Genomic DNA, 23,715 nt, shown 5'->3' with positions numbered 1-23,715 from the left:
GTGACTACCGACACAGAGGTCAGCGACGGCGCGCCTACCCCGCGCCGCACGCAGGCCGAACGCACCGCGGGGACCCGCGCAAAGTTGCTCGATGCGGCCATCGAGTGCCTCGTCGAGCTGGGTTTCTCGAAGACCAGCACGCAGGAAATCGCGCGGCGTGCCGGAGTGTCCCGCGGAGCGCAGCTGCACCACTTCCCGACCAAGGAGACGTTGGTGACCGCTGCCGTCGAGCATCTCGTCGACCGCCGCCTGTCCGAAATTCTGGAAGCCGAACCCGATCCGGAACGTGGACCCGAGATCCTCGTCGACGCGTTCTCGGGCCCGCTGTTCTATGCCGCGCTCGAGCTGTGGGTCGCGGCCCGTACCGATCCGGCTCTGCACGAGGCAATGGTTCCGCTCGAACGACGCGTCGCCGAGGCCATCCAGAGCGGCGCTCAGATCGTCATGGGTAGCCGCATGTCCACCGAGTCCATCGAGCTCAGCGTCGAGCTGGCACGCGGGCTCGCTGTATCGGCTCTGTTCCGTACCCCCGAAGCCGACGCGCAGCTGCGCGGACGGCTCCTCCCCGTCTGGTCCGAAAAGGTGATGGACTCGTGAATTCTGCACTGCCCCAACAAGTCGACGTGCTCGTCGTCGGAGCCGGTTTTGCCGGCCTCGCCGCGGTGGCGAAGATCCTCGCCGCCGATCCGAGTGCCGACGTGACCGTCATCGAGCGAGCGTCGGAGGTGGGCGGCACATGGCGGGACAACACTTACCCCGGGTGTGCGTGCGATGTCCCGACGTCGCTGTACTCGTTCTCGTTCGCGCCGAGCCCGAAGTGGAGTCACACCTTCGCGCGCCAACCGGAGCTGTTCGACTACCTCCAATCGGTGGTCGATCGGCTGAACCTGCGGGATCGCATCGTCGCCGATTGCGAACTGCTGTCGGCCGATTGGAGTGACACGGACCAGCGGTGGACCGTGCAGACCTCGAAGGGCGCGGCGAGCGTCAGAGTTCTCGTGGCTGCCACCGGCGCACTGTCGACGCCGAAGATCCCGGACGTCCCGGGCATCGACACATTCCAGGGAACTGTGTTCCACTCCGCGACGTGGAACCACGAGCACGATCTCACCGGAGAGCGCGTCGCCGTGATCGGCACCGGAGCGTCGGCGGTGCAGTTCGTGCCCGAGATCGTCGACAAGGCCCAGCGGCTCACCGTCTTTCAACGCACACCGGCCTGGGTCATCCCGCGCCTGGACCGCACCATCGGCCGGGTCGAGCGGACTCTGTACGAGAAGGTCCCCGCGGCTCATCGCGCGGTTCGCGGCATCATCTACGGGTACCGCGAGGCATACGTGACCGTTCTGGCCGACAATCCGTGGATGTTGCCCGCCGTCAAGGCATTCGCGAAGGCCAATCTGAAGCGTCAGGTCAAGAACCCGACGAAGAGGGCGGCCCTCACACCCGACTACGCACCCGGCTGCAAACGTCTTCTGCTGTCCAATGATTGGCTGCGGACGCTGGATCGACAAGACGTCGACTTGGTGACATCGGGCCTGACGTCGGTGACCGAGAACGGCGTCGTCGACGCGTCGGGCCGCAACTACGAGGTGGACACCATCATCTTCGCGACGGGGTTCACCCCGACCGAACCGCCGGTGTCGCATCTGTTGCGCGGCAGCGATGGTCGTACTCTCGCGGAGCGCTGGGGCGGTAGCCCGCAGGCCCACCTGGGTACCACCGTCGCCGGGTTCCCGAACCTCTTCCTGATGTACGGCCCCAACACCAATCTCGGGCACAGTTCGATCGTCTACATGCTCGAGTCGCAGGCCAATTACGTCGTCTCGGCGCTCAGCGAGATGCGGGACCATCATGCAACCGCCGTCGAGGTGTCCGAATCCGCTCAGCAGCAGCACAACTCGTGGGTCGACTCTTCTCTCGACGGCACAGTCTGGAATGCCGGCGGCTGCTCGAGCTGGTACCTCGACGCCAACGGACGCAACTCGACGATGTGGCCCACGTACACATTCCGGTTCCGCAACAAGACGCGAACGTTCGACACCTCGAATTACCGACTCGTCTCCGACACCCGTGAATCAGACAAGAAGGCGGTTTCCGCATGAGCGACTACGACGTACTGATCATCGGCTCCGGGTTCGGCGGGAGCGTCGCCGCGCTGCGGGCCGTCGAGAAGGGCTACCGGGTGGCGGTGTTGGAATCCGGCCGACGGTTCGCCGATCACGAATTGCCCAAGACCAGTTGGCGTTTGCGTAAGTACCTGTGGGCTCCGGCGATCGGCTGCTACGGCGTCCAACGTATACACCTGTTGCCCGACGTGCTCGTGATGGCGGGGGCAGGCGTCGGCGGAGGCTCGCTCAACTACGCCAACACGCTGTACCAGCCGCCGACCAAGTTCTTCGAGGATCCGCAGTGGGGTGCCATCACGGACTGGAAGCGTGAACTGAATCCGTACTACGACCAGGCGCGTCGGATGCTCGGGGTCGAGACGAACCCGACGATCACTGCCTCGGACAAGGTCATGAAGGAGGTCGCCGAGGACATGGGCGTGGGCGACACGTTCACCTCTACTCCGGTGGGCGTCTACTTCGGTGACCGTGGCAAGACTGCACCCGACCCGTTCTTCGGTGGTGCCGGCCCGGAGCGGACCGGGTGCACCGAGTGTGGTTCGTGCATGACGGGTTGCCGCGTCGGCGCGAAGAACACCCTCGTCAAGAATTACCTCTATCTCGCTGAACGTGCAGGCGCACACATCCTTCCGCTGACGACCGTCGTGGACGTCCGCCCGAACGGCAGCGGCTACGACGTCGTGACGCGCCGCACCGGCGGCAAGCTGCGCCGCAAGGAGAAGACGATCACTGCCGATCAGGTGGTCTTCTCGGCGGGCACCTATGGAACACAGAAGCTCATGCTCGCCGCCAAGGAGAAGGGCTCGTTGCCACGGCTGTCGAACAAGATCGGTTCGTTGGTACGTACCAACTCCGAGGCCGTGCTGGCCGCAACGGCGCGCGGACGCGAGGTCGACTACCACGAGGGAGTGGCGATCACCTCGTCGTTCCACCCGGACGATCACACGCACATCGAACCCGTGCGATACGGCAAGGGCAGCAACGCAATCGGGCTGCTGCAGACCGTTCTCAGTGACGGCGGCGGCAAGGTGCCGCGGATTCTCAAGACGCTCGGAGTGGCGCTGCGTCACCCCGGCGCGGCGGCCCGCAGTCTGTCGGTCCATCGGTGGTCCGAACGCACTGTCATCGCTCTGGTGATGCAGACCGACGACAACTCCCTCGAACTCGGCTCGAAGAAGGGGCCGTTCGGGCGTCGTCTGACGAGTCGGCCCGGGGCGGGCGATCCGCCGCCGCAGTGGATTCCGCAGGGGCACACGGCCATCAGGTTACTCGCCGACAAGATCGGCGGCGATCCGGGCGGGTCGATCGCCGAGATCGTCAACATTCCGATGACCGCGCACTTCCTCGGCGGCTGCGCCATCGGTGATTCACCGAACACCGGTGTGATCGACGGCTACCAGCGGGTGTACGGGTACGAGGGCTTGCACGTGCTCGACGGGTCTGCCGTCAGCGCCAACCTCGGTGTCAATCCGTCTCTGACCATCACCGCGCAGGCCGAGCGGGCAATGGCGTTGTGGCCCAACAAGGGTGAGCCGGACCGTAGGCCTGCCGTCGGCTCGGGTTATGTCGAGGTGGCACCGGTTCAGCCGTCCAACCCGGTGGTGCCGGTGACCGCGCCGGGCGCGCTGCGCCTGCCGCTGACCGTCGTGGGGAGGGACTCCTGATGTGGAGCGTCGCCGAGTCGGAGACCGAGCGCACCGATTGGCCGGTCAGCCCCGCTGCGCCGTGGCCGGCGAACGTCCGGGCCACGATCTGGTGGCATCGCGCCCGGTCGTCGGATTTCGCTCCCGTCGGCGCGAAGACGTTGCCGATCACGATGTGCATGGTCGTCGACTACATGACGTCACCCGTCGGTCCCTACCGCGAGATACTGGCGAGCCCGGTGTTGCGCCGGGACGTCGGAAAGATTCCGCGCATGTCGGTGCCGTTCATCGCCGTCGATTCCGCGACGTCGGTGCACGGCGGCAGGACCAACTGGCATCTGCCCAAGGTGCTGGCCGAGTTCGACGGCGACGTGCTGAACAAGGCCGGGGTCAGCGGTGGGGACTGGTCGGTGCGGACCGGTGCCCGCGGCTTCGGGCCCGCATTTCCGATGCGCGGTTCGATCGGGTTCGCGCAGCCGGTGCCCGGCGGATCGGCTCTGGGCGTCGCGAGCTTGAAGGGGAAAGCCAGGTTGGCCCGGGTGGAGGTGGATGCGTCGGGGCCGACGCTCGATCGCTGGATGCCGTCGGGCACGTATTTCGGGTTGCAGATCGTGTCGGGTTCGATGCGGACGGGCGAAGCGCGGCTGGTGCCCTGACGGCAATCCTTTTCTTGACTTAGTACAGATTAATGGCATGCTGGTGGTCGAGCTCGAGGGTTTATGCCGCGTGAGTACGGGCATTCCCCATCAGAATCCGGCCGCGCCCTCGGCCGCACAGATTTCGTCCGGGACAGCCCTCTCGGACTCGATACAGCCATCAGGAGGCTTCGTATGACCAAGCCGACCACCAGCAAGCCCACCACCAGTAACTCGGGAATCCCCGTAGCCAGCGACGATCAGTCGCTCACCGCCGGCACACAGGGCCCGATCCTGTTGCACGATCACTACCTGATCGAGAAGATGGCGCAGTTCAACCGCGAGCGGGTCCCGGAGCGCGTCGTGCACGCCAAGGGCGCGGGCGCGTTCGGCGAGCTCGAGATCACCGGTGACATCAGCAAGTACACCAAGGCGAAGGCGTTACAGCCCGGCGCGAAGACCGAGATGCTGGCACGGTTCTCCACCGTCGCCGGCGAGCAGGGTAGCCCCGACACCTGGCGTGATCCGCGCGGCTTCTCGCTGAAGTTCTACACCGAGGAAGGCAACTGGGACCTCGTCGGCAACAACACGCCGATCTTCTTCGTCAAGGATCCGATCAAGTTCCAGGACTTCATTCGCAGCCAGAAGCGCATGCCCGACTCCGGTCTGCGTGACAACAACATGCAGTGGGACTTCTGGACCCTCTCGCCCGAGTCGGCGCACCAGGTCACGTGGCTCATGGGTGACCGCGGCATCCCGAAGTCGTTCCGCCACATGGACGGTTTCGGTTCGCACACGTACCAGCTCATCGCCGAGGACGGCACGAAGACCTGGGTGAAGTTCCACTTCAAGACCGATCAGGGCATCGACTTCCTGACGCAGGACAAGGCCGACGAGGTTGCGGGTACGTCACCCGACCACCACCGTCAGGATCTGTTCGGGTCCATCAAGAACGGCGACTTCCCCAGTTGGACCCTCAAGGTCCAGCTCATGCCGTACGACGAGGCCGAGAACTACAAGTACAACCCGTTCGATCTCACCAAGGTCTGGTCGCAGAAGGATTACCCGCTCATCGAGGTCGGCAAAATGACCTTGAACCGGAACCCGGAGAACTTCTTCGCACAGATCGAGCAGAGCTCGTTCGAGCCGTCCAACACCGTGCCCGGCATCGGCTTCAGCCCCGACAAGATGCTGCTCGGCCGCGTCTTCTCGTACGCCGACGCGCACCGCTACCGCATCGGAGCGAACTACGCACAGTTGCCGGTCAACGCCCCGAAGTCCGAGGTCAACTCGTACTCCAAGGACGGCAACATGCGGTACTCGTTCAACTCTCCGGAGACGCCCGTCTACGCGCCGAACTCCTTCGGCGGTCCGTCGGCGGACACGAACAAGTACGGCGACGACGGAGCGTGGGACTTCGAGCCTCGCTTCGTACGCACCGGCTACATCGAGCACCCCGAGGACGGCGACTTCGTGCAAGCGGGAGCCCTGGTCCGCGAGGTCATGGACGATGCGCAGCGCGAGCGTCTGGTCGGGAACATCGTCGGACACGTCCTCAACGGCGTCAGCGAGCCGGTTCTGAGCCGGGTGTTCGAGTACTGGACCAACGTCGACCCCGAGCTCGGCAAGAAGGTCGAGGAAGGTGTTCGGTCGCAGCAGAACGAGACCGCTCCCACCACCGGTGCCGGCGCGATCGACGATCCTGCCGACGAGGCCGCCAAGGTCTGATGCGTCCGTTCCTGGGATCGGCGTCACACCGACGCCGATCCCGGAACAACCGGCGTGGTGCCGCCGTTGTGCAATACAGACGGAAGCACAATAATGGCGTGCGATGCGCACCGTCGTACAACGGCAGGGAGGCCACATCATGACGAACCCCGTCACCAGCACCCTCGACGCAGGTCAGCAGAAGATCGCGGGCGACGCTCTGCAGGGCACCGTCGTCGACCTGATCGATCTCTCGCTCATCGCGAAGCAGGCGCACTGGAACGTGATCGGCAAGAACTTCCGGTCCGTGCACCTCGAGCTCGACGAATTGGTCACTGCTGCACGTGAATTCACCGATCAGGCGGCCGAGCGCGCCACCGCGATCGGTGTCAGCCCGGACGGCCGGGCAGCCACCGTCTCCTCGACGGCAGGAACCAAGGGATTCGGTGCCGGGTGGACCCAGGACAGCGAAGTGGTGCCGGCCATCGTCGACAACATCGCTGCCGTCGTAGACCGGCTGCGTGGACGGGTCGCCGATACCGCGGAAGCCGACCCGGTGACGCAGGACCTGCTCATCGCCATCACTGCTCGGCTCGAGCAGCTGCACTGGATGTGGCAGGCCCAGGCCAGCTGAAACCTGAATTCGATGCGGGCCCCTCACCGGTGGTGAGGGGCCCGTTTTGTTTGCGTGTACAGCCCATGGGTATTCGTACGCCCATGTCTGAAAGTGCTCCGAAGGTCGACGCGGTGTTGTTCGATATCGACGGCACGCTCGTCGATTCCAATTACGTCCACGTTGACGCGTGGTCCCGCGCGTTCCGCGATGCCGGGCACGAGGTGTCGTCGTGGCGCATTCATCGCAGTATCGGGATGGACGGGTCGAAGTTGCTGGAGGCGTTGGTCGGTTCGTCCGACAGCGCGCTCGCGCAGGAAGCGAAAACCCTGCACGGGGAGTATTACGCCGCGGCGTCGAAGACCTTGGAAATCCTGCCGGGTGCACGGGAGCTGTTGGCAGAGCTGAACACTCGCGAGGTCACCGTGGTGCTCGCGACGTCCGCTCCGGAGTCCGAGCTGTCGACGTTGCGTGATCTGCTCGAGGTCGAGGATTCGGTAGCGGTGGTGACGTCCGGCGAGGACGCCGAGGTGGCGAAGCCGGAGCCCGACATCATCGGTGTTGCGCTCGAGCGCGCCGGCGTCGACGCCGACAGCGCCGTCATGGTGGGAGACAGCGTGTGGGACATCGAGTCCGCGGGCCGGGCAGGGGTGCGGGCCGTCGGCGTGCTGAGCGGTGGGATCTCACGCGCAGAGTTGCTCGACGCGGGTGCGGTGGCAGTGTTCGACGATCCGGCCGATCTGCTGGAACACCTCGCCGAGAGCCCGATCCTTGCCGACAAGGCAAGTGCTTGAGCAACTTCCGAAAGCCTTGTCCGAGGGTCGACGGGTACGTCCCCATCGAAAGTTACGGCGCGATCGGTGACGGCCGAACCGTCGCGATGATCGCCGACGATGGCCGCATCGATTGGTTCCCGGTACCGAATCTCGATTCACCACCGCCGTTCGCCTCGCTGCTCGACGCTCCGCACGGTGGGTACATCGAACTGACGCCAAGAGACGAGTTCACCGTCGAGCGCGAATTCGTGCCCGGCACAAACGTTCTGACCACCACGTTCCGCACCGACAGCGGTACCGTCCGAATCACCGACTCGCTCAACACCGGTGTGGCCGGGCGATTGCCGTGGGTGGAGTTGGCGCGCCGCATCGACGGACTGGACGGAACAGTGGACATGACGTGGTCCGTCGCACCGGGGACGATGCTCGGTATCGCGTCGCCGTGGGCGTACGACACCGAGCACGGAACCGTCCTGCGCGTCGACGGATTGACGCTGGCAGTCCGGACTTTGGGGATCGAAGACGTGCAGCTCGCGGATCGCGACATCAGCGGCGTCTTCACCACGCGCTCGGGTTCTCGTCACGTCATCGGTGTGGTCGGAACCGAGAACGAGCCACTGCCGCTGCCGGATCCTCGACACCTCGACGAGGGCATCGACCGGACCATCGACAATTGGCGCGTCTGGTCGGACGAGTTCTCGTACGAGGGCCCGTGGGCGAAGCACGTCGCACGTAGCGCGTTGGCGTTGAAGCTGTTGCTGCACAGCCCATCCGGTGCTATCGCGGCGGCAGCGACCACGTCACTGCCCGAGAATCGCACCGGTGGCAAGAACTGGGACTACCGGTACGCCTGGGTTCGGGACGCCGCGTACACCATTCGGGCGCTGCAACGGTTCGGTCTGCGTGAGGAAATCCATGCGGCGGTCGCGTGGCTGCTGAAGGTCATTCGAGTCAACGATCCGTTGGTGAACGTGTTCTACACCCTCGGCGGCGAATTGCCGGGCGGCACAGAGCAGCCCGACGTGCCCGGCTGGCGCGGCATCGGACCGGTGGTCAACGGTAACGCCGCGGCGGACCAACTCCAGCTGATGATCTTCGGAGACCTCTTCTCGATCATTCGGCAGTACGTGGACGCGGGCAACATCCTCGACGCGCAAACCGGCCGGCTGTTGGCGACCATCGCGGACGAGGCCTGCGACTCGTGGCAGCGCAAGGATGCCGGTATCTGGGAGCTCGAGGTGGAGCAGCACTACACGAGCTCGAAGTTGGGGTGCTGGCAGGCACTGGACTGCGCTGTGCACCTGGCCGAAGCCGGGGAGATCCCGGGCATACCGGATCGGTGGAAGGCCGAGAAGGAGTGCATACGGCGGTACATCGAAACCGAGTGCTGGTGCGAGGAGCGGCAGACCTACCTCGCGTACCCGGGTGCCGACGGACTCGACGCGTCGGTGCTGTTGGCAGCCGAGATGAATTTTGATCGCGGAGAACGTATTTCGGCCACGATCGATGCACTCGGCGAGGAGCTCGGTGCCGGGCCGTTGATGTACCGCTACAGCGGAGTGTCCGAGGAAGAGGTCACGTTCGTGGCCTGCGCGTTCTGGCGAGTATCGGCGCTGTCGTGCGTCGGCCGAGACGACGAGGCCACGGCCCTGATGGACCAGCTGGTGGAAATGTCCAACGACGTCGGGCTGTACAGCGAGATGATCGATGCTTCGGATGGGTCGTTTCTGGGTAACTTCCCGCAGGGCTTGAGCCACCTGGCCCTGGTGAATGCGGCGTTGACCATCGCGCGTTCGCACGACGCCACAGCCTGACAACCGACCTCTAGCGCAAAGTGGGATCGAATGGATTTGGGAATCGACGGTAGAGCCGCACTGGTGACCGGAGCCGACTCCGGCATCGGGTTGCACACTGCGAAGCTGCTGCTGGCCGAGGGCGTCCGTGTGGTCGTCAGCGACAAGGACCAGAGTTCGCTGGACGAGGCCGCCGCGAAACTCGGTGCAGCGGAAGGACAGCTGTTCGCGTTCGCCGCGGACGTGACCGACACCGAGGCCGTCGAGAACCTGGCAGTGCGCACGCAGCAGGCCGTGGGCGACATCGACATTCTGGTGCAGTCCTCCGGCGTCACCGGCGCGCAGGGGCTGTTCCACGAGATCGACGAGGAAGGGTGGCGCTCCACCCTCGACATCGACCTCATGGGCCCGGTCCGTCTACTGCGCGCGTTTCTCCCCGCCCTCCGGCGCGGTGGATGGGGGCGCATCGTGCTGTTGACGTCCGAGGACGCCGTGCAGCCGTACGACGACGAATTGCCCTACTGCTCGGCCAAAGCCGGAGTGCTGGCCCTGGCCAAGGGGCTTTCGCGCAGCTACGCGTCGGAGGGCCTGCTGGTCAACGCGGTCTCCCCGGCATTCATTCACACCCCGATGACCGACGCGATGATGGACAAGCGAGCCGAGGAGAAGGGCACCGACAGAGGCGGTGCCATCGAGAGCTTCCTCGACGAGGAGCGCCCGTACATGGAACTGGGACGCCGCGGCGAACCCGAGGAAGTGGCCTCGGTGATCGCGTTCCTGTGCTCGGATCGCGCGTCCTTCGTCAACGGATCCAACTACCGAGTCGACGCCGGTTCCGTCGCAACAATTTAGGAGAACAGCATGACCAATTTCGGATACACGTTGATGACCGAGCAGAGCGGTCCCAAAGAGCTGGTGAAGTACGCCGTCGGAGCCGAGAACGTCGGCTTCGACTTCGAGGTCAGCAGTGACCACTACTCGCCGTGGCTCTCGTCCATGGGCCACTCTCCTTACGCGTGGACCACTTTGGGTGCGGTCGCTCAGGCCACCGAGCGCGTCGAGTTGATGACGTACGTGACGTGCCCGATCATTCGGTACCACCCGGCCGTCGTCGCCCAGAAGGCCGCGACATTGCAGATCTTGGCCGACGGACGCTTCACCTTGGGACTCGGCAGCGGCGAGAACCTCAACGAGCACGTCGTCGGTGAGGGCTGGCCCTCCATCGACAAGCGTCAGGACATGTTCGTCGAGGCACTCGAGATCATCCGCGCACTGCACGCCGGTGGCCTGGTCACCTACGAGGGCAAGCACTTTCGCGTCGACTCGGCTCGGATCTGGGACCTGCCCGAGGGCGGCGTCCCGATCGGCATCGCAGCCGGCGGCGAGAAGGCCGTGGCGAGGTTCGCCGAGTACGGCGATCACCTCATCGCTACCGAACCGGATGCTGATCTCGTCAAGGCGTGGTCGGACAACCACGACGGACCGGCGCGGTCCATCGGCCAGATCCCCATATCGTGGGATCCCGACAAGGACGCAGCCATCGATCGCGCACACGACCGCTTCCGCTGGTTCGCCGGCGGCTGGGCCGTCAACGCCGATCTGCCGACGACGGCCGGTTTCGCCGGTGCGACGAAGTTCGTCAGGAAAGAGGATGTGGCCGACACGATCCCGTGCGGACCGGACCTGGACGCGATCGTCGAGGCCGTGAAGCCGTACTGGGAGGCCGGTTACACCGACATCGCGCTGGTGCAGGTGGGCGACGAAACTCAGGAGCGCTTCCTGGCCGAAGCGGCCGGCCCACTGTTGGAGAAGCTGCGCGCTGCGTCCAGCTGAGCACACACGAGAAGACCCCGATCGAGACCATCGATCGGGGTCTTGTCGTTTTGCGGCTGTGCTACCGAGCCAAGCGCGGCAGGTTCTTCGAGATGCTCGACGTCAACGCCTTGCCGACGATCGCGGCGAGACCGGGGATCGGGGCGTCGAATCCGATTGTGTAGTCGAGTTCGGTACCGCCGTCAGTGGTGGGGGTCAGCTTTTGCACACCCCAATGACCGCGTAGCGGGCCACCTTTGGTGATGCGGTACTCGATGAGGGTGTTCGGCTCGGAGACGGTTGTGGTCTCCTCGAACGCGGGGAGTGGCCCCAGCTTCAGGCTACGAGCCGATCCGACGCCGTTGCGTGAGGTGTCTCCGTCGCGCACCCGGCGGATCTTGGCCAGGAACAACGGGCCGAGGTTCTCGTGTTCGGACAGCGCCGCGAAGACGACGTCGGGAGACGAAGCGAACCGATGGGTGACATGAACGCGGGTGGGGGTCGGCATGCCTCACAGTAGCGCCGATCAGGCAAAGAAAAGGGACCCGCTCGACTGAATCGAGTGGGTCCCTTTTCGTGGTCCAACTGTCGGGGTGGCGGGATTCGAACCCACGACCTCTTCGTCCCGAACGAAGCGCGCTACCAAGCTGCGCCACACCCCGTGTACCGCTGGAGAAGTCTAACTCACGACTGCCTCAGAACGCGAAACGCCCTCGTCGGAGACGTCCTTCGGGCCCTTTCTGGGGGCAGGAGTGAGCGTGATCAGGGTTGCTTCGGGGCGGCAGCAGAAGCGGGCAGGCGCGTACGGCGATGTCCCGAGACCGGCCGACACGTGGAGCTGCGTGTGCGCACCCCACTTGGACGGACCCTTGACCCGGGAGCGATCGATCTCGCAGTTCGTCACCAGCGCACCGTAGAACGGCAGGCACAGCTGGCCGCCGTGGGTGTGCCCGGCGAGGACGAGGTCGTAACCGTCCTGCGCGAACTTGTCCAACACCCGGGGCTCGGGGGAGTGGGTGATACCGAGGCGCAAATCCGCCAACGGGTTCGGCTGGCCGGCGATGGTGTCGTAGCGATCGCGCTTCAGGTGCGGATCGTCGACGCCCGCCGATGCGATCCGGACTCCGGCGACCTCGAGTTCGCGGCGGACATGCGTCACGTCGAGCCAACCGCGTTCGGAGAACGCAGCCCGCAGATCACGCCACGGCAGCGACTCGCCCGTCGTGCGCTTGTGGTTCTTGTCGAAGTACTTGAAGGGGTTCTTCGGCTTGGGCGCGAAGTAGTCGTTGCTGCCGAACACGAACAGGCCTGGACGCGACAGCAGCGGCCCGAGAGCCTGCACGACGCTGGGAACGGCGCGTTGGTGCGACAGATTGTCGCCGGTGTTGACCACGAGGTCGGGTTCGAGGCGGTCCAGTTCGCGGAGCCAGTTCTGCTTCATCCGCTGGCCCGGCATCATGTGCAGGTCGCTGATGTGCAGTACTCGCAGCGTCGCGGAGCCGGGTTCGAGCACCGCCATCGACGTCTCACGGAGCGTGAACGCGTTGCGCTCGACGAGGGTGGCGTAGCCGATGCCCAAGGCCGCAGCACCCGCCGTCCCGATCACCGAGCTCTTGAGCGGTGCCGCCCTGACGACGTCGCGCGTGTGCTCGGCAACCGACCGCAGCTGCGTGGAGGCACTGCGTAGTTGCGTGGAAGCGCTGCGCAGTTGCGCCGAGGTTGGCAGTAACGAGGAACTGAAGTGAACGGCCACCCAGTCCACGATACGGCAGCAAGCCGATATGGACGCGCGAGCCGACGGCTGGGCCGCGTAGCGTTTCTGCCATGTCCGAACTCAAGGCCCGTATCCGAACCGACCTGACCACAGCGATGAAAGCGAAGGACAAGCTCCGGCTGGCAACGCTGCGCATGATCCTCGCCGCCATTCAGACCGAGGAGGTCTCCGGCAAGGAGGCCCACGAACTGACCGACGACGACGTCCTGAAGGTGCTGGCGAAGGAATCGAAGAAGCGCGGCGAATCGGCCGAGATCTACACGCAGAACGGCCGCGGTGAACTCGCCGCCAACGAGCACGCCGAGGCGCAGATCATCAACGAGTATCTGCCCACTCCGCTGACCGACGAGGAACTGGCCACCATCGTCGATACCGCCATCGCCCAGGTCGCCGAAGAATTGGGCGAGCGACCGGCCATGAAGCAGATGGGTCAGGTCATGAAGATCGCGTCGGGACTCGCCGCAGGCAAGGCCGATGGATCCCGTCTGTCGAAAGCCGTCAAAGACCGCCTGTAGTGCGCTCCGCGCAGTGGTGCGGTTATGTGCCCCAGGAGGGCCGTAACCACACCACTGCCGCAGGCACTAGCGAGGAGCGGTGAGCCCGGGGATTGCCGGTATCTGGATACCCGGCGGCAGGTCCGGTATCTGGATACCCGGCGGCAGGGCAGGGGCCGGAGCCGGTGCCGGGCGAACCGATCCGTCACTGACGTAGATCGTGATGTTCGATCCGGGAACCGCGCTGCCCGACGGTGACGTCGACACCACGGTTCCGCGCGCAGCCTGATCGGCCGTCGTCACCGCTGTCACCTGGAAGCCCGCACCCTGCAGCGTGGACGTCGCGGACGACTGGCTCTGGCCGGTGACGTCGGGAACCTGTCCGTTGGCCGAACCGCGGACGTACTTCTGGTCGACGGGTGGAAGTTGGACGGGCCCGAAGTTGGTGGCGATCGGGCTCATCGCGTCGAACCAGGTTCTCGCGGGTTCGTTACCGCCGTACAGGTTTCCCGAACCGCAGGGCCGAAGCGGGAACGAGCAGATCTCGCTGGGCGTCGGTGAGTCGCCGTAGGTGTACACGGCGGCGGCGTAATTGTTGGTGAACCCGAGGAAGCCCGAGGATCGGTTCGACTCGGTGGTACCGGTCTTGCCGGACATCGGCAGATTCCAGCCGGCCGAGGCAGCGGCGGACGCGGACGTGCCACCTGCCTGGTCGTCCTTGCTCATAGCGTTGGCGAGGGTGTTCGCCAGACCGGGTTCGACGACCTGCTCGCAGGCCTGGTGAGCGACGGGAACGGGCTTGCCGTCGCGGTCGAAGATCGAGTCGATCGGGGTCGGCGGGCACCATTTGCCACCGGAAGCCAAGGTCGCGGCCACGTTGGACAGCTCCAGCGGGTTCACCCAGGTGGGTCCGAGGGTGAACGAGCCGAGGTTCTGACTCTTCTGGAAATCGGCCATCGACTGCTCGGCACCCGAGGAACCCGGGTCGGTGTACGAGCGCAGGCCGAGACGGACGGCCATGTCGACCGTCGGCGTGACGCCGACGGACTCGATCAGCTTGACGAAAGCAGTGTTGGGGGACTGAGCCAACGCGTCGGTGATCGACAGCGCGGGTGGGTAGTTGCCCGCGTTCTCCACGCAGTAGGTGGAGGCCGGGCAGTTACGAGCACCACCGTCGCCGACGCCCTTGACCTCCACGCGCTTTGGGACCTGCAGCGTTGCGCTGGTGCCCAGTCCGCGTTCCATGGCGGCGGCCGTGGTGAAGATCTTGAAAATGGAGCCGGCTCCGTTACCCACGAGGGAGTGCGGTTGCGGCTGCACGGTCTCGTCGGCGTCGGCGTTGAGGCCGTAGGTGCGGCTGCTGCCCATCGCCAGGACGCGGTGCTGGTCCTGGCCCGGGGCGACGACGTTCATCACCGTCGCCACGCCGTCGAGCGAGGGGCTGGTGTTGCTGACCAGGGCGGACTTGGTGGAGTTCTGGACCGCGGGGTCGAGCGTCGTGCGGATGAGGTACCCGCCCTTGTCGATCTGCTCCTGGCTGATTCCGGCCTGAGCGAGGTACTGCAACGCGTAGTCGCAGAAGAATCCTCGGTCTCCTGCCGCGATACAGCCGCGGGGCAGGGTCTGGGGGACCGGTAGCACGCCGAGGGGCTCGGCCTTGAGTGCGGTGAGCTCGGCCGCACGCTCGGGGAGGTTCTGGATCATCGTGTCGAGCACGGTGTTCCTGCGCTCGATCACACCCTCTTCGTTGGTGTACGGGTTGAGGGCGGAGCTGGACTGGACCATGCCGGCGAGCATCGCGGCCTGGACGGCGCTGAGCTGGCTGGCATCGATGCCGAAGTACGTCTGAGCCGCGTCCTGGATTCCGAACGAGGCATTACCGAACGGCACCAGGTTGAGGTAGCGGGTGAGGATCTCGTCTTTGGTCAGTTCCTTGTCGAGCGTCAACGCCATCCGGATCTCACGGATCTTGCGGGCGGGCGTCGTCTCGATGGCGGCGCGTCGCTCGGCGTCGGTCTTCGCCACGACGAGCAGCTGGTAGTTCTTCACGTACTGCTGGTCGATGGTCGATGCACCCTGCTGGACCTGGCCGCTGGTGGTGTTGGTCAGGAACGCGCGCAGCGTGCCCTGCCAGTCGACGCCCTGGTGCTCCGCGAAGCGCCGGTCCTCGATGGAGACGATGGCCAGCTTCATCTCGTTGGAGATCTTGTCGCTCGGTACCTCGAAGCGGCGCTGCTCGTACAGCCACGCGATCGGGTTGCCGTTGACGTCGGTCATCGTCGAAACAGCAGGTACGGCACCCTCGACCAACTCGGCCGAGACGTTGTCGACGGTATCGGCGGCGCGGTTGGACGCGAACCCGAACCCACCGGCCAAGGGGAACATCACGCCGGCGAGCAATGCACCGGCGAGTGCTGAACATCCGGCGAGCTTCGCCACGGTTTTTCCAACTGACACAGAGCACAGCGTACGTGTGCCTCGTTCGGATCGGCAGTGCCCCGCATGCGTTGTGCGCTGCGCCCCTGCTCGGGACGCCCGTACCAGAAATGTGACCTCACCGTCTTGCATTCGGGGCCGGGGTTACCTAAATTATGAGCACAGTGTGATTCGCATAACACTTGATAATGAATGTGGGGCAGCTCCTAGAATTTGTGCTTCGACACCGAGGTACAAACTGCTCGGAGCCTCCAGGACGCCCAGTGAGGGCGACCGAGACGTAAAGGGGATCCGCCATGCACACGACAACCGCGCCGACGCGACTCGATGTAGAGGAAGCAGAAGCACGTATCGCTTGGGTGTCACACGCTCGGTGCAAGGGCACGGATCCGGACCAGCTGTTCGTCCGGGGTGCAGCGCAGCGCAAGGCCGCGACCATCTGCCGGCACTGCCCGGTTCTGATGCAGTGCGGCGCGGATGCGCTCGACAATCGCGTCGAGTTCGGTGTGTGGGGTGGCATGACCGAGCGTCAGCGCAGGGCACTGCTCAAGCAGCACCCCGAGGTCGACTCCTGGTCCGAATTCTTCGAGACCCAGCGTCAGCAGCAGGCGGCGATCTGACCGCCTGCCGGAACGGCCGATCAGCCTCTGCGGGTCAGCTGGTCGGCCACCGCGCGTAGCGCGGCGAGGTCGGACACCTCGAACGGCAGGGACGGAACACCGACGATGGGCACGCGGGGGTGCGCGCCGGTGAAGCGTTTGAGCAACCGCACCTCGCGCGCCGCCGTCACCGCGCGTTGAGCGTGGATACGCAGCACCGCAGCAGTCAGTTCGGCACCGGGGTCGTCGATTCGGTCCAAGAGATCGGCAGCCGTGGCCGCATGATCGGCCTGCACCGACGACAACGTCGGATGCGTCCGGTTCACCACCAGTCCGGCCAGCGGCATGTTCTCGGCGGAGAGTCGCTCGACGAAGAACGCGGCCTCGCGCAATGCGTCGGGCTCGGCGGCAGCGACAACGAGGAAACTGGTGCCGTCCTCGCGGAGCAATTGGTATGTGCGCGTAGCGCGTTCGCGGAACCCGCCGAACATCGAATCCAGCGATTGCACGAAAGCCGAAGCGTCGGACAGCATTTGGCTGCCGATGACGGTCGAGACGCCGCGCATCGCCAGGCTCATCGCGCTGGTGACGACGCGGGTGATGCCTCGTCCGGGAGCGGTCAGCAGCCGGATGAAACGCCCGTCGAGAAACGACCCGAGCCGTTGCGGAGCGTCGAGGAAGTCCAACGCGTTGCGCGACGGCGGAGTGTCCACGACGATCAGATCCCACGACGCGTCGAGGGACAGCTGGCCCAGCTTCTCCATCGCCATGTACTCCTGCGTGCCCGAAAAGGACGACGCCACAGTCTGATAGAACGGGTTGGCCAGAACCTGCGCCGCCTTTTCCGGCGTCGAATGTTCGATGACCATCTCGTCGAACGTGCGCCGCATGTTCAGCATCATCGCGTGCAGTTCGCCCTTGGCGTCGGCACCCAATTTCACCGGCTGCGGGCTGTTGTCGAGGTCGCCGAGCCCGAGGGCCTGAGCCAGCCGGCGAGCCGGATCGATGGTCAGCACGACGACACGCCTGCCCTGTTCGGCGGCACGCAGAGCCATCGCCGCTGCGGTGGTGGTCTTCCCGACACCGCCTGCGCCGCAGACCACGACGATTCGTGACGCGGGGTCGGTGAGGATGCGGTCGACGTCGAGTTCGGTTGCTGCTGGTCGAGTCATCGGACACCCTGTTCTGCGAGCGTGGCGGCGAGCTCGTACAAGCCGCCGAGGTCGACGCCGTCGGCCAACATCGGCAGCGTCATGCGTGCGACGTCGAGTTCGTCGAGTTGTGTTGCGCTCTCCACCTGAGCGGACAGCGTCGACGCGTGCTCGATCGATTCGGTCAGTAGACCGGCGAAGTCGGCCTCGGACAACGTGATTCCGGTCTTGGCCAGACCTTCCTGAATTGCGACGGCATCGATCTCGCCCTCGGCGATGGGTTCGAGGGAGTAGGCAGGCAGGTACGTCGGCTCGGTGCGGTTGACGATCACCGTGCCCAGGCGGAGGTCGGCTGCTTCGAGCTCGCGTACCGCATCTGCCGTCTCCTGCACCGGCAGTGCTTCGAGCAGGGTGACCAGGTGCACGACGGTGTCCGACGAATGCAGCAACCGCACCACGCCCTCACTCTGCGAGCGGACCGGGCCGCCTTTGGCCAGGTCGGCCATGGCCTTGGTGACGTCGAGGAAGTTTCCGATGCGGCCGGTGGGCGGCGAGTCGACGACCACCTCGTCGTACGCGCGGTTGCCCTTCTTGTCGGTCCGCACCACGCACTCCTTGACCTTGCCGGTGAGCAGTACGTCACGCAGGCCGGGCGCGATGGTCGTCGCGAACTCGATGGCACCGATCTTGCGCATCGCGCGGCCGGCGAAACCGAGGTTGTAGAACATGTCGAGATACTCGAGGAACGCGGTCTCGATGTCGATCGCCAGCGCGTAGACCTCGCCGCCGCCGTCCGCCGAGGCGACGCGGGTCTCCACCGGCGGGAGCTGCGGCACGTCGAACAGCTGCGCGATGCCCTGCCTGCCCTCGACCTCCACCAACAACACTCGCCGGCCACCCGCGGCCAGCGCCAACGCCAGCGCGGCAGCGACCGTCGACTTACCGGTACCGCCCTTGCCGGACACGAAATGCAGCCGCGCGGCATCCGCCTTCGCCGGCCATCCCTCTTGCTTCGATGTACCCACGCCTCGACCATATAGAGACGCGATGCCGGTCGTCCGTCAGAACCGAGAATCACCCGATCGCAGTGACGCACCCCTCGTACTCCGGTGGGCGATAGGCTTCGAGTCATGAGCGAAAAGATCATCTGGGAGTACTTCACCGCACCGGTGCTGATTCACGCCACCAAGCAGATTCTCGACAACTACGGCTCCGAGGGCTGGGAGCTCGTGACGATCATGGCGGGACCGAACGGCGGCGACACACTGGTCGCGTACTTCAAGCGTCCGAAGGGCTGACGCCGTGGCGAACTGGAGCGAACGCCTCTCCGAGCTGGGCATCGAGCTGCCCGACGTCGTTCCGCCGCTGGCCGCGTACGTCCCCGCCGTTCAGGTGGGTTCGCTCGTCTACACCTCCGGCCAACTGCCGATCGTGGACGGGAACCTGACCTCCGTCGGCAAGGTGGGTGCCGACGTGTCGGCCGAGGACGCCACGGCAGCTGCGCGGATCTGTGCGTTGAACGCGCTGGCCGCGGTGCATGCGCTGGTCGGTATCGACTCGGTCGCACGCGTGATCAAGGCCGTCGGCTTCGTCGCTTCCGCGGAGGGCTTCACCGGTCAGCCGGGTGTCGTCAACGGAGCCTCGAACGTCATCGGCGAGATTTTCGGTGACGCAGGCAAGCACGCCCGCTCGGCCGTCGGCGTCGCGGAACTTCCGCTCGGTGCGTCGGTGGAAGTGGAGCTCATCGTCGAACTGCAGTAGTCGACGTCCCATGAAGTGCACCGCAGGTCTCGTCGATTGCGGAACGCAGCAGGTCGGCATACACGGCGTGATCGGGGACCGTCGTCGGGCAGGCCGTCACACAGACGGTGACGACGTCCCCGTACCCGTACACGGCGTGGGTGATGCTGCAGCCCGGGCTCAGCGATGCGACCCCCGCGCACAGGGTGGCCCGGCTCGACCCCAACTCGAGGTCCAGACCGGTTCGGTTGACGCTCGTCACCACGGTATGGCTGGTGACACGCTCGGGCGTTCCGCTGCGAGGGGCGACGAGCCGGGCGCGGCGACCGAAGCCGAGCAGTAGAGCGGCGGGGTAGAGCTCGGCCGACCGGGTGGCGTCGATGTGGCGGCGATCGTTCACGCGTTCACGCTGCAGGTTCAGCGCGTGTGCCACTGCCGATGCTCGGTCGGACGCGTCGGTGAGCTCGGGATGCAGATCGACGGCAGCGGGGACGGTTCGGTTGACGGCAGGCCAGGCCGCCGACGTTCCGATCGCGGTGGGCACCGTGGCGCGGATGCGGGTGCCGTCCCTCTCTCCGTGCGCCGCGAGATACGTCGACAACGCCGCTCCGACGGCGGTGAGTGCGGTAGCCGTGACGGTGGCCGGCCCGCCCGTCCACTGCGACTTCGGGAACTGCAGGACGTGCACCGCTCTCGTTTCGTCGGGATGGGCGTTGACGCGCGTGGGTTCGACCGGTGCGGGGGCAACCAGCTCCCCGGTCCGCACTGCGTCGAGATACGTCTGCTGTGCCCGCCCCATCCGCCGCTGCGACCGCGCCCATCGGTAGGGCAGAAGCGCCGTCGCAACGACCGCATCTCGCACTCGACGTGGACGCGAGACGGCAGGGTCGTCGGGGAACGTGACGTTGTCGGTCGGCTCGTCCGGTCCGAAGAGAGCGCGAACGATGCGGGTACCGACCGACCCGTCGGACAATGCGTGGCTGACCTGAACGATCACGACAGTGGCCGCACCGCGGATACCGTCGACGCCCGACAGGCCCCTGCCGACGTGCACGGTCCATGCCCGCGTCGTCGCATCGACCGGAACGCACGCGCGTTCGGCCAGAAACGAATTCAGTGTGTGACGACCGTCGGAGAGATCGTGGTCGACCACGTGGTCACGAGGCGGCGTCGGGTCCCTGATCCAACGTGGGTACTCCAACAGACCCACCGCATCGCCGATGCGAATCTGCAGTCTCGGAACCAATCGAGCGCGTTTCTCGACGTGGGCCACGACGTCGCCGAACGTCGGTGGCTCGTGGTCCCCCGAATCGAAGACGAACGTCGTGTACTGGTCCATCGAGCGGTGCGGGGCCGAGGTGTAGTGGAACATCGCATCTTTGACGTCCATGGTGGTCACACGATCAGGGTGCCCACTCCCGCGCCCGATCAATCACCCTCTGCAAGTGCAGTCCTCGGTGTACCGAGCATTCGTGGTCGACACCCGATTCCACCGACTCGAGGAACTCGTCCAGCAGTACGGCGTAGCAGTCGGTCGACGACGTGGATCGGTCGGTGAAGGTGTCGACTCCGGCGGGTCCGGACAGCTCGATCCGCATGAGCGACGGCATGACCGGTGTCCGCAGCGACAATTGGACGGTGCTACGCGCGCCGCTCTCGTGTTCGAGCAGAACGGTCCAACTGTCCGACGCCACGTCGCGGTGCGAGTAGGCAACGCGCGCAATGGTTCCCAGTGCCGCGTCGAGGAGGTCGAAGACGTGCGGCCCGATGTCGAGGATCGCCCCGTCGTCGTGTCGCCACTGCGATTCCGAGTACGCCCCGCCGAGGGTGGCGCCGGAGAACCATGTTCCGGAGCCGGCTGCCCAGGGGCGGCCCGCTGTCGAGGCGAGGAATTGCCTTGTCTCCGGGGCGAATCGGAGTGTCAGCGTCACCATCGAACGAACTCCGGCGGTGGTGACTGCCTCGGCCAGTTCCTCGGCCTCTGCCACGGTGGCGGCAATGGGCTTGTCCAGCAACACATGCTTGCCTGCTCGCGCGGCGCGGAGGGCAAACCCGGCTTGCACAGCCGGTGGTACCGCGAACGCCACCGCGTCGACGGCATCGAGCAGGGCGTCGAAGGACTCGTAGACGGGTGCACCCAAATCGGCCGCAGCGTCCGGTCTGCGGGCCCACACTCCGGTGAAGTCCACTCCTGGATGGGCGAGCAGCGAGGGGGCCTGAGTCTTGCGGGCCCAGGGGCCGGCTCCGACGAGTCCGATCTTCATATGCGTCGACGTTAGTCGTCGGCACCGGTCCTGTTCCACCTCGAGAACAGTGGGCGTCCTACAGTGTTTCAATGGCCGACTCGAACTTGACGCATCCCGCCTACGGACTGGTCCGGCACGTGACGCCCACGGCGTCGGTTCTGCTCGCGGAGAACCCGGGCAAGATGACGCTGGACGGAACGAACACGTGGATCCTGCGGGCACCGGGTTCCGAGGAGTGCATCGTCGTCGACCCGGGTCCGAAGGACAAGGCCCATCTCGACGCCGTCGCCGCGTCGGGCACGGTGGTGCTGACCCTGGTGACCCATCGCCATGCCGATCACACGGCGGGGTTGAAGCGGTTTCACCGCAAGACAGGGGCACCGGTGCGGGCGGTGGGGGAGAAGTTCCTGCACGGCGGCGGTGAGCGGTTGGCCGACGGCGAGGTCATCGATGCGGCGGGTCTACGGATCCGGGTGCTCCACACGCCCGGTCACACGGCGGATTCGGTGAGCTTCGTGCTCGACGACGCGGTCCTGACGGGAGATACGATCCTCGGCCGCGGCACCACGGTGCTCGACCCGAAGGACGGCTCGCTCGCGGACTATCTGAATTCGCTCGACCGACTCGAGGCCGCCGGTGCGGGCAAGACGGTGTTGCCGGGGCACGGGGCCGATGTACCGGACACCGCCGAGGTGGCGCGACTGTATCGCGCTCACCGTCGGCAGCGGCTGGATCAGGTGCGGGCGGCGTTGGTCGAGATCGGAGACGACGCCAAACCGATGCAGGTGGTGCGCCACGTCTATTCGGACGTGGACAAGAAGTTGTGGCCGGCTGCGCGGATGTCGGTCAAGACGCAGCTGGCCTACCTCAGGGAGAACTAGCGAGCTGCTGTCTCGAAGGAACTCGGCCTAGCGAGCTCGGCGAGCCAGGCGCTCGGAGTCCGAGATCAGTACGGACTTGCCCTCGAGGCGCAGCCATCCGCGGTGCGCGAAGTCGGCCAGTGCCTTGTTGACGGTCTCGCGCGACGCTCCGACGAGCTGAGCGATCTCTTCCTGCGTCAGGTCGTGGGTGACGCGCAGCGATCCCGCTTCCTGGGTGCCGAAGCGCTGGGCGAGCTGCAGCAGCGCCTTGGCCACGCGTCCGGGGACGTCGGTGAAGATGAGGTCGGCCAGGTTGTTGTTGGTGCGACGCAACCGGCGAGCCAGGACGCGCAGCAGCTGCTCGGCGATCTCGGGGCGCTGATCGATCCAGTCCTTGAGGGCCGCGCGGTCCATGCTGACTGCGCGCACCTCGGTGACCGTGGTGGCCGAGGACGTGCGAGGGCCGGGGTCGAAGATGGAGAGCTCGCCGAACATGTCCGACGGTCCCATGATCGTCAGCAGGTTCTCGCGGCCGTCGGGGGAGCGTCGCCCGAGCTTGATCTTGCCGGAAACGATGATGTAGAGCCGGTCTCCGGGCTCACCCTCGTTGAACACCACGTGTCCCCGGGGGAAATCGACAGGCTGCAGCTGCTTCGTCAGTGCCGCAACCGCAGAGGGTTCGACTCCTTGGAAGATGCCGGCCCGTGCCAGGACGTCGTCCACTTGCGCTCCTTTTGGGATGTCGGCGATGCGGTGACCCGCACCCCCGAAGGCGTCTGTACACACTCGTCTCACCACCGAATCGCGCTGCGATTCAGGCGTCGATGCCGATGCAATGTTCAAACACAACAATTACCTCAGGGGAGTCTACTTCGACTCGGCCGAAACCGAGTGATCGACGCCACCACAGGTTGCCAGAGGAACGGTACGTCTGTTCGCGTTCACCGTAAATTCATCCGAATGCGGACAAATGGGTGCTCAACTGGCCCGTTGGTCGACCATGCCGTCGCGCGTGTCGATCGTGCGCGGAGGAGTCTGGTGACGCTTGCGGGTGTTGAACCGAGCCAAGGCGTGGGGGAAGCCCTCGTTCGCCAGTGTGGCGACCTCGGACTTGCTCGCTTGATCGAGGAATTCCTCTACTTCGTGCTCCCGGACGCCGAGCTTGCTGAGCCGGAACTCGACGCGCTCCATCGCGAGTGCGAAGAGCATGAGTAGTACCGGAAAGAGCACCACGGCGAGTCCTTGCATACCGGCCAGTTAACACCGAAAAGGTCTCGATACAAACACAGCTCGGCGCGCTCGCGTAGTTC

Annotated in this window: 24 protein-coding genes and 1 tRNA gene; 15 read left to right on the top strand and 10 right to left on the bottom strand. The window is 65.6% G+C overall.

The genetic code is table 11. The features are described 5' to 3' along the window. From CH285_RS01885 to CH285_RS01840, 10 genes are all read left to right on the top strand, one after another. Positions 1-597, top strand: coding sequence for a TetR/AcrR family transcriptional regulator (locus CH285_RS01885; protein WP_057472567.1), 597 nt, complete (start codon positions 1-3; stop codon positions 595-597). Then, entirely contained in the window at positions 594-2,102 is a 1,509-nt protein-coding gene (locus tag CH285_RS01880; protein ID WP_032369295.1) for a flavin-containing monooxygenase, read from the top strand. The genes CH285_RS01885 and CH285_RS01880 overlap by 4 nt, the downstream gene beginning before the upstream one ends. Further along, positions 2,099-3,790, top strand: a complete 1,692-nt coding sequence (locus CH285_RS01875; RefSeq protein WP_032364560.1) for a GMC oxidoreductase — start codon at positions 2,099-2,101, stop codon at positions 3,788-3,790. Before CH285_RS01880 ends, CH285_RS01875 begins: the two co-directional genes overlap by 4 nt. After that, positions 3,790-4,425: a hypothetical protein gene (locus CH285_RS01870; protein ID WP_094642730.1), complete on the top strand. Its 636-nt coding sequence runs from the start codon at positions 3,790-3,792 to the stop codon at positions 4,423-4,425. Before CH285_RS01875 ends, CH285_RS01870 begins: the two co-directional genes overlap by 1 nt. A gap of 174 nt (positions 4,426-4,599) precedes the next feature. Continuing rightward, complete coding sequence (locus tag CH285_RS01865; RefSeq protein WP_094642729.1) at positions 4,600-6,132, top strand: catalase; 1,533 nt, start codon at positions 4,600-4,602, stop codon at positions 6,130-6,132. Between the two features lie 139 nt (positions 6,133-6,271). Further along, positions 6,272-6,745: a Dps family protein gene (locus CH285_RS01860; protein WP_094642741.1), complete on the top strand. Its 474-nt coding sequence runs from the start codon at positions 6,272-6,274 to the stop codon at positions 6,743-6,745. An 83-nt stretch (positions 6,746-6,828) separates the two neighbouring features. Beyond that, positions 6,829-7,518, top strand: a complete 690-nt coding sequence (locus tag CH285_RS01855) for an HAD family hydrolase (RefSeq protein WP_032384062.1) — start codon at positions 6,829-6,831, stop codon at positions 7,516-7,518. Further along, entirely contained in the window at positions 7,515-9,314 is a 1,800-nt protein-coding gene (locus tag CH285_RS01850) for a glycoside hydrolase family 15 protein (RefSeq protein WP_032384061.1), read from the top strand. Before CH285_RS01855 ends, CH285_RS01850 begins: the two co-directional genes overlap by 4 nt. Before the next feature lie 30 nt (positions 9,315-9,344). Continuing rightward, a complete protein-coding gene (locus CH285_RS01845) occupies positions 9,345-10,145 on the top strand; it encodes an SDR family NAD(P)-dependent oxidoreductase (RefSeq protein WP_094642728.1) in 801 nt (266 codons plus the stop codon). Between the two features lie 9 nt (positions 10,146-10,154). Continuing rightward, complete coding sequence (locus CH285_RS01840; protein ID WP_032384059.1) at positions 10,155-11,126, top strand: LLM class F420-dependent oxidoreductase; 972 nt, start codon at positions 10,155-10,157, stop codon at positions 11,124-11,126. A gap of 61 nt (positions 11,127-11,187) precedes the next feature. Here CH285_RS01840 and CH285_RS01835 read toward each other — a convergent pair whose 3' ends face one another. The 3 genes from CH285_RS01835 to CH285_RS01825 all read right to left on the bottom strand — a co-directional run bounded on the left by CH285_RS01835 (position 11,188) and on the right by CH285_RS01825 (position 12,711). Then, a complete protein-coding gene (locus tag CH285_RS01835; protein WP_027494505.1) occupies positions 11,188-11,613 on the bottom strand; it encodes an SRPBCC family protein in 426 nt (141 codons plus the stop codon). Positions 11,614-11,693: 80 nt separating this feature from the next. Next, positions 11,694-11,767, bottom strand: a tRNA-Pro gene (locus CH285_RS01830). Between the two features lie 17 nt (positions 11,768-11,784). Further along, the gene (locus CH285_RS01825) at positions 11,785-12,711 is read right to left on the bottom strand and encodes a metallophosphoesterase (protein WP_228139376.1); all 927 of its coding nucleotides are present in this window, start codon (positions 12,709-12,711) and stop codon (positions 11,785-11,787) included. Positions 12,712-12,929: 218 nt separating this feature from the next. Here CH285_RS01825 and CH285_RS01820 point away from each other — a divergent pair, with 218 nt between their 5' ends. Further along, complete coding sequence (locus CH285_RS01820; RefSeq protein ID WP_027494503.1) at positions 12,930-13,394, top strand: GatB/YqeY domain-containing protein; 465 nt, start codon at positions 12,930-12,932, stop codon at positions 13,392-13,394. A 66-nt stretch (positions 13,395-13,460) separates the two neighbouring features. On the opposite strand, the gene CH285_RS01815 is transcribed toward CH285_RS01820, so the two are convergent. Continuing rightward, positions 13,461-15,812 carry a penicillin-binding protein gene (locus CH285_RS01815; protein WP_032364743.1) on the bottom strand — a complete coding sequence of 784 codons (2,352 nt, stop codon included), beginning with the start codon at positions 15,810-15,812 and terminating at the stop codon, positions 13,461-13,463. Positions 15,813-16,105: 293 nt separating this feature from the next. On the opposite strand from CH285_RS01815, the gene CH285_RS01810 reads away from it, so the two are divergent. After that, a complete protein-coding gene (locus CH285_RS01810) occupies positions 16,106-16,429 on the top strand; it encodes a WhiB family transcriptional regulator (protein WP_008712729.1) in 324 nt (107 codons plus the stop codon). 20 nt (positions 16,430-16,449) lie between these two features. On the opposite strand, the gene CH285_RS01805 is transcribed toward CH285_RS01810, so the two are convergent. Together CH285_RS01805 and CH285_RS01800 are read right to left on the bottom strand one after the other, a co-directional pair. Further along, positions 16,450-17,580, bottom strand: coding sequence for an ArsA family ATPase (locus CH285_RS01805; protein ID WP_027494500.1), 1,131 nt, complete (start codon positions 17,578-17,580; stop codon positions 16,450-16,452). After that, a complete protein-coding gene (locus tag CH285_RS01800) occupies positions 17,577-18,584 on the bottom strand; it encodes an ArsA-related P-loop ATPase (RefSeq protein ID WP_094642727.1) in 1,008 nt (335 codons plus the stop codon). Before CH285_RS01800 ends, CH285_RS01805 begins: the two co-directional genes overlap by 4 nt. Positions 18,585-18,689: 105 nt before the next feature. On the opposite strand from CH285_RS01800, the gene CH285_RS01795 reads away from it, so the two are divergent. Both CH285_RS01795 and CH285_RS01790 read left to right on the top strand, forming a co-directional pair. Next, positions 18,690-18,857 carry a DUF4177 domain-containing protein gene (locus CH285_RS01795; RefSeq protein ID WP_072691993.1) on the top strand — a complete coding sequence of 56 codons (168 nt, stop codon included), beginning with the start codon at positions 18,690-18,692 and terminating at the stop codon, positions 18,855-18,857. 4 nt (positions 18,858-18,861) lie between these two features. Then, positions 18,862-19,320 carry a RidA family protein gene (locus CH285_RS01790; RefSeq protein WP_027494498.1) on the top strand — a complete coding sequence of 153 codons (459 nt, stop codon included), beginning with the start codon at positions 18,862-18,864 and terminating at the stop codon, positions 19,318-19,320. Here CH285_RS01790 and CH285_RS01785 read toward each other — a convergent pair. Both CH285_RS01785 and CH285_RS01780 read right to left on the bottom strand, forming a co-directional pair. Then, the gene (locus tag CH285_RS01785) at positions 19,301-20,689 is read right to left on the bottom strand and encodes a wax ester/triacylglycerol synthase domain-containing protein (protein ID WP_255032236.1); all 1,389 of its coding nucleotides are present in this window, start codon (positions 20,687-20,689) and stop codon (positions 19,301-19,303) included. The two genes, CH285_RS01790 and CH285_RS01785, sit on opposite strands and share 20 nt — an antisense overlap. A 13-nt stretch (positions 20,690-20,702) precedes the next feature. Then, a complete protein-coding gene (locus tag CH285_RS01780) occupies positions 20,703-21,563 on the bottom strand; it encodes a Gfo/Idh/MocA family protein (RefSeq protein WP_094642725.1) in 861 nt (286 codons plus the stop codon). 71 nt (positions 21,564-21,634) lie between these two features. Here CH285_RS01780 and CH285_RS01775 point away from each other — a divergent pair, with 71 nt between their 5' ends. Next, entirely contained in the window at positions 21,635-22,426 is a 792-nt protein-coding gene (locus CH285_RS01775; protein WP_032373796.1) for an MBL fold metallo-hydrolase, read from the top strand. 27 nt (positions 22,427-22,453) lie between these two features. Here CH285_RS01775 and CH285_RS01770 read toward each other — a convergent pair whose 3' ends face one another. Then, entirely contained in the window at positions 22,454-23,128 is a 675-nt protein-coding gene (locus CH285_RS01770; protein ID WP_027494494.1) for a Crp/Fnr family transcriptional regulator, read from the bottom strand. Positions 23,129-23,383: 255 nt separating this feature from the next. After that, the gene (locus tag CH285_RS01765) at positions 23,384-23,653 is read right to left on the bottom strand and encodes a hypothetical protein (protein ID WP_027494493.1); all 270 of its coding nucleotides are present in this window, start codon (positions 23,651-23,653) and stop codon (positions 23,384-23,386) included. Between the last annotated feature and the right edge of the window lie 62 nt (positions 23,654-23,715).

It is taken from the genome of Rhodococcus sp. 05-2256-B1 (assembly GCF_002258465.1).
Lineage (GTDB): Bacteria > Actinomycetota > Actinomycetes > Mycobacteriales > Mycobacteriaceae > Rhodococcoides > Rhodococcoides fascians.
Note: the sequence above shows the minus strand (reverse complement) of the source record. Positions and strands in the feature narration are given on the sequence as shown.

Excerpts from the sequence above, each read along its gene's own strand:
- CH285_RS01870 (WP_094642730.1), top strand. The coding sequence starts at position 3,790 with ATGTGGAGCGTCGCCGAGTCGGAGACCGAGCGCACCGATTGGCCGGTC.
- CH285_RS01795 (WP_072691993.1), top strand. The coding sequence starts at position 18,690 with ATGAGCGAAAAGATCATCTGGGAGTACTTCACCGCACCGGTGCTGATT.
- CH285_RS01820 (WP_027494503.1), top strand. The coding sequence starts at position 12,930 with ATGTCCGAACTCAAGGCCCGTATCCGAACCGACCTGACCACAGCGATG.
- CH285_RS01860 (WP_094642741.1), top strand. The coding sequence starts at position 6,272 with ATGACGAACCCCGTCACCAGCACCCTCGACGCAGGTCAGCAGAAGATC.
- CH285_RS01840 (WP_032384059.1), top strand. The coding sequence starts at position 10,155 with ATGACCAATTTCGGATACACGTTGATGACCGAGCAGAGCGGTCCCAAA.
- CH285_RS01775 (WP_032373796.1), top strand. The coding sequence starts at position 21,635 with ATGGCCGACTCGAACTTGACGCATCCCGCCTACGGACTGGTCCGGCAC.
- CH285_RS01835 (WP_027494505.1), bottom strand. The coding sequence starts at position 11,613 with ATGCCGACCCCCACCCGCGTTCATGTCACCCATCGGTTCGCTTCGTCT.
- CH285_RS01810 (WP_008712729.1), top strand. The coding sequence starts at position 16,106 with ATGCACACGACAACCGCGCCGACGCGACTCGATGTAGAGGAAGCAGAA.
- CH285_RS01765 (WP_027494493.1), bottom strand. The coding sequence starts at position 23,653 with ATGCAAGGACTCGCCGTGGTGCTCTTTCCGGTACTACTCATGCTCTTC.
- CH285_RS01875 (WP_032364560.1), top strand. The coding sequence starts at position 2,099 with ATGAGCGACTACGACGTACTGATCATCGGCTCCGGGTTCGGCGGGAGC.
- CH285_RS01845 (WP_094642728.1), top strand. The coding sequence starts at position 9,345 with ATGGATTTGGGAATCGACGGTAGAGCCGCACTGGTGACCGGAGCCGAC.
- CH285_RS01855 (WP_032384062.1), top strand. The coding sequence starts at position 6,829 with ATGTCTGAAAGTGCTCCGAAGGTCGACGCGGTGTTGTTCGATATCGAC.
- CH285_RS01865 (WP_094642729.1), top strand. The coding sequence starts at position 4,600 with ATGACCAAGCCGACCACCAGCAAGCCCACCACCAGTAACTCGGGAATC.
- CH285_RS01805 (WP_027494500.1), bottom strand. The coding sequence starts at position 17,580 with ATGACTCGACCAGCAGCAACCGAACTCGACGTCGACCGCATCCTCACC.
- CH285_RS01785 (WP_255032236.1), bottom strand. The coding sequence starts at position 20,689 with ATGGACGTCAAAGATGCGATGTTCCACTACACCTCGGCCCCGCACCGC.
- CH285_RS01780 (WP_094642725.1), bottom strand. The coding sequence starts at position 21,563 with ATGAAGATCGGACTCGTCGGAGCCGGCCCCTGGGCCCGCAAGACTCAG.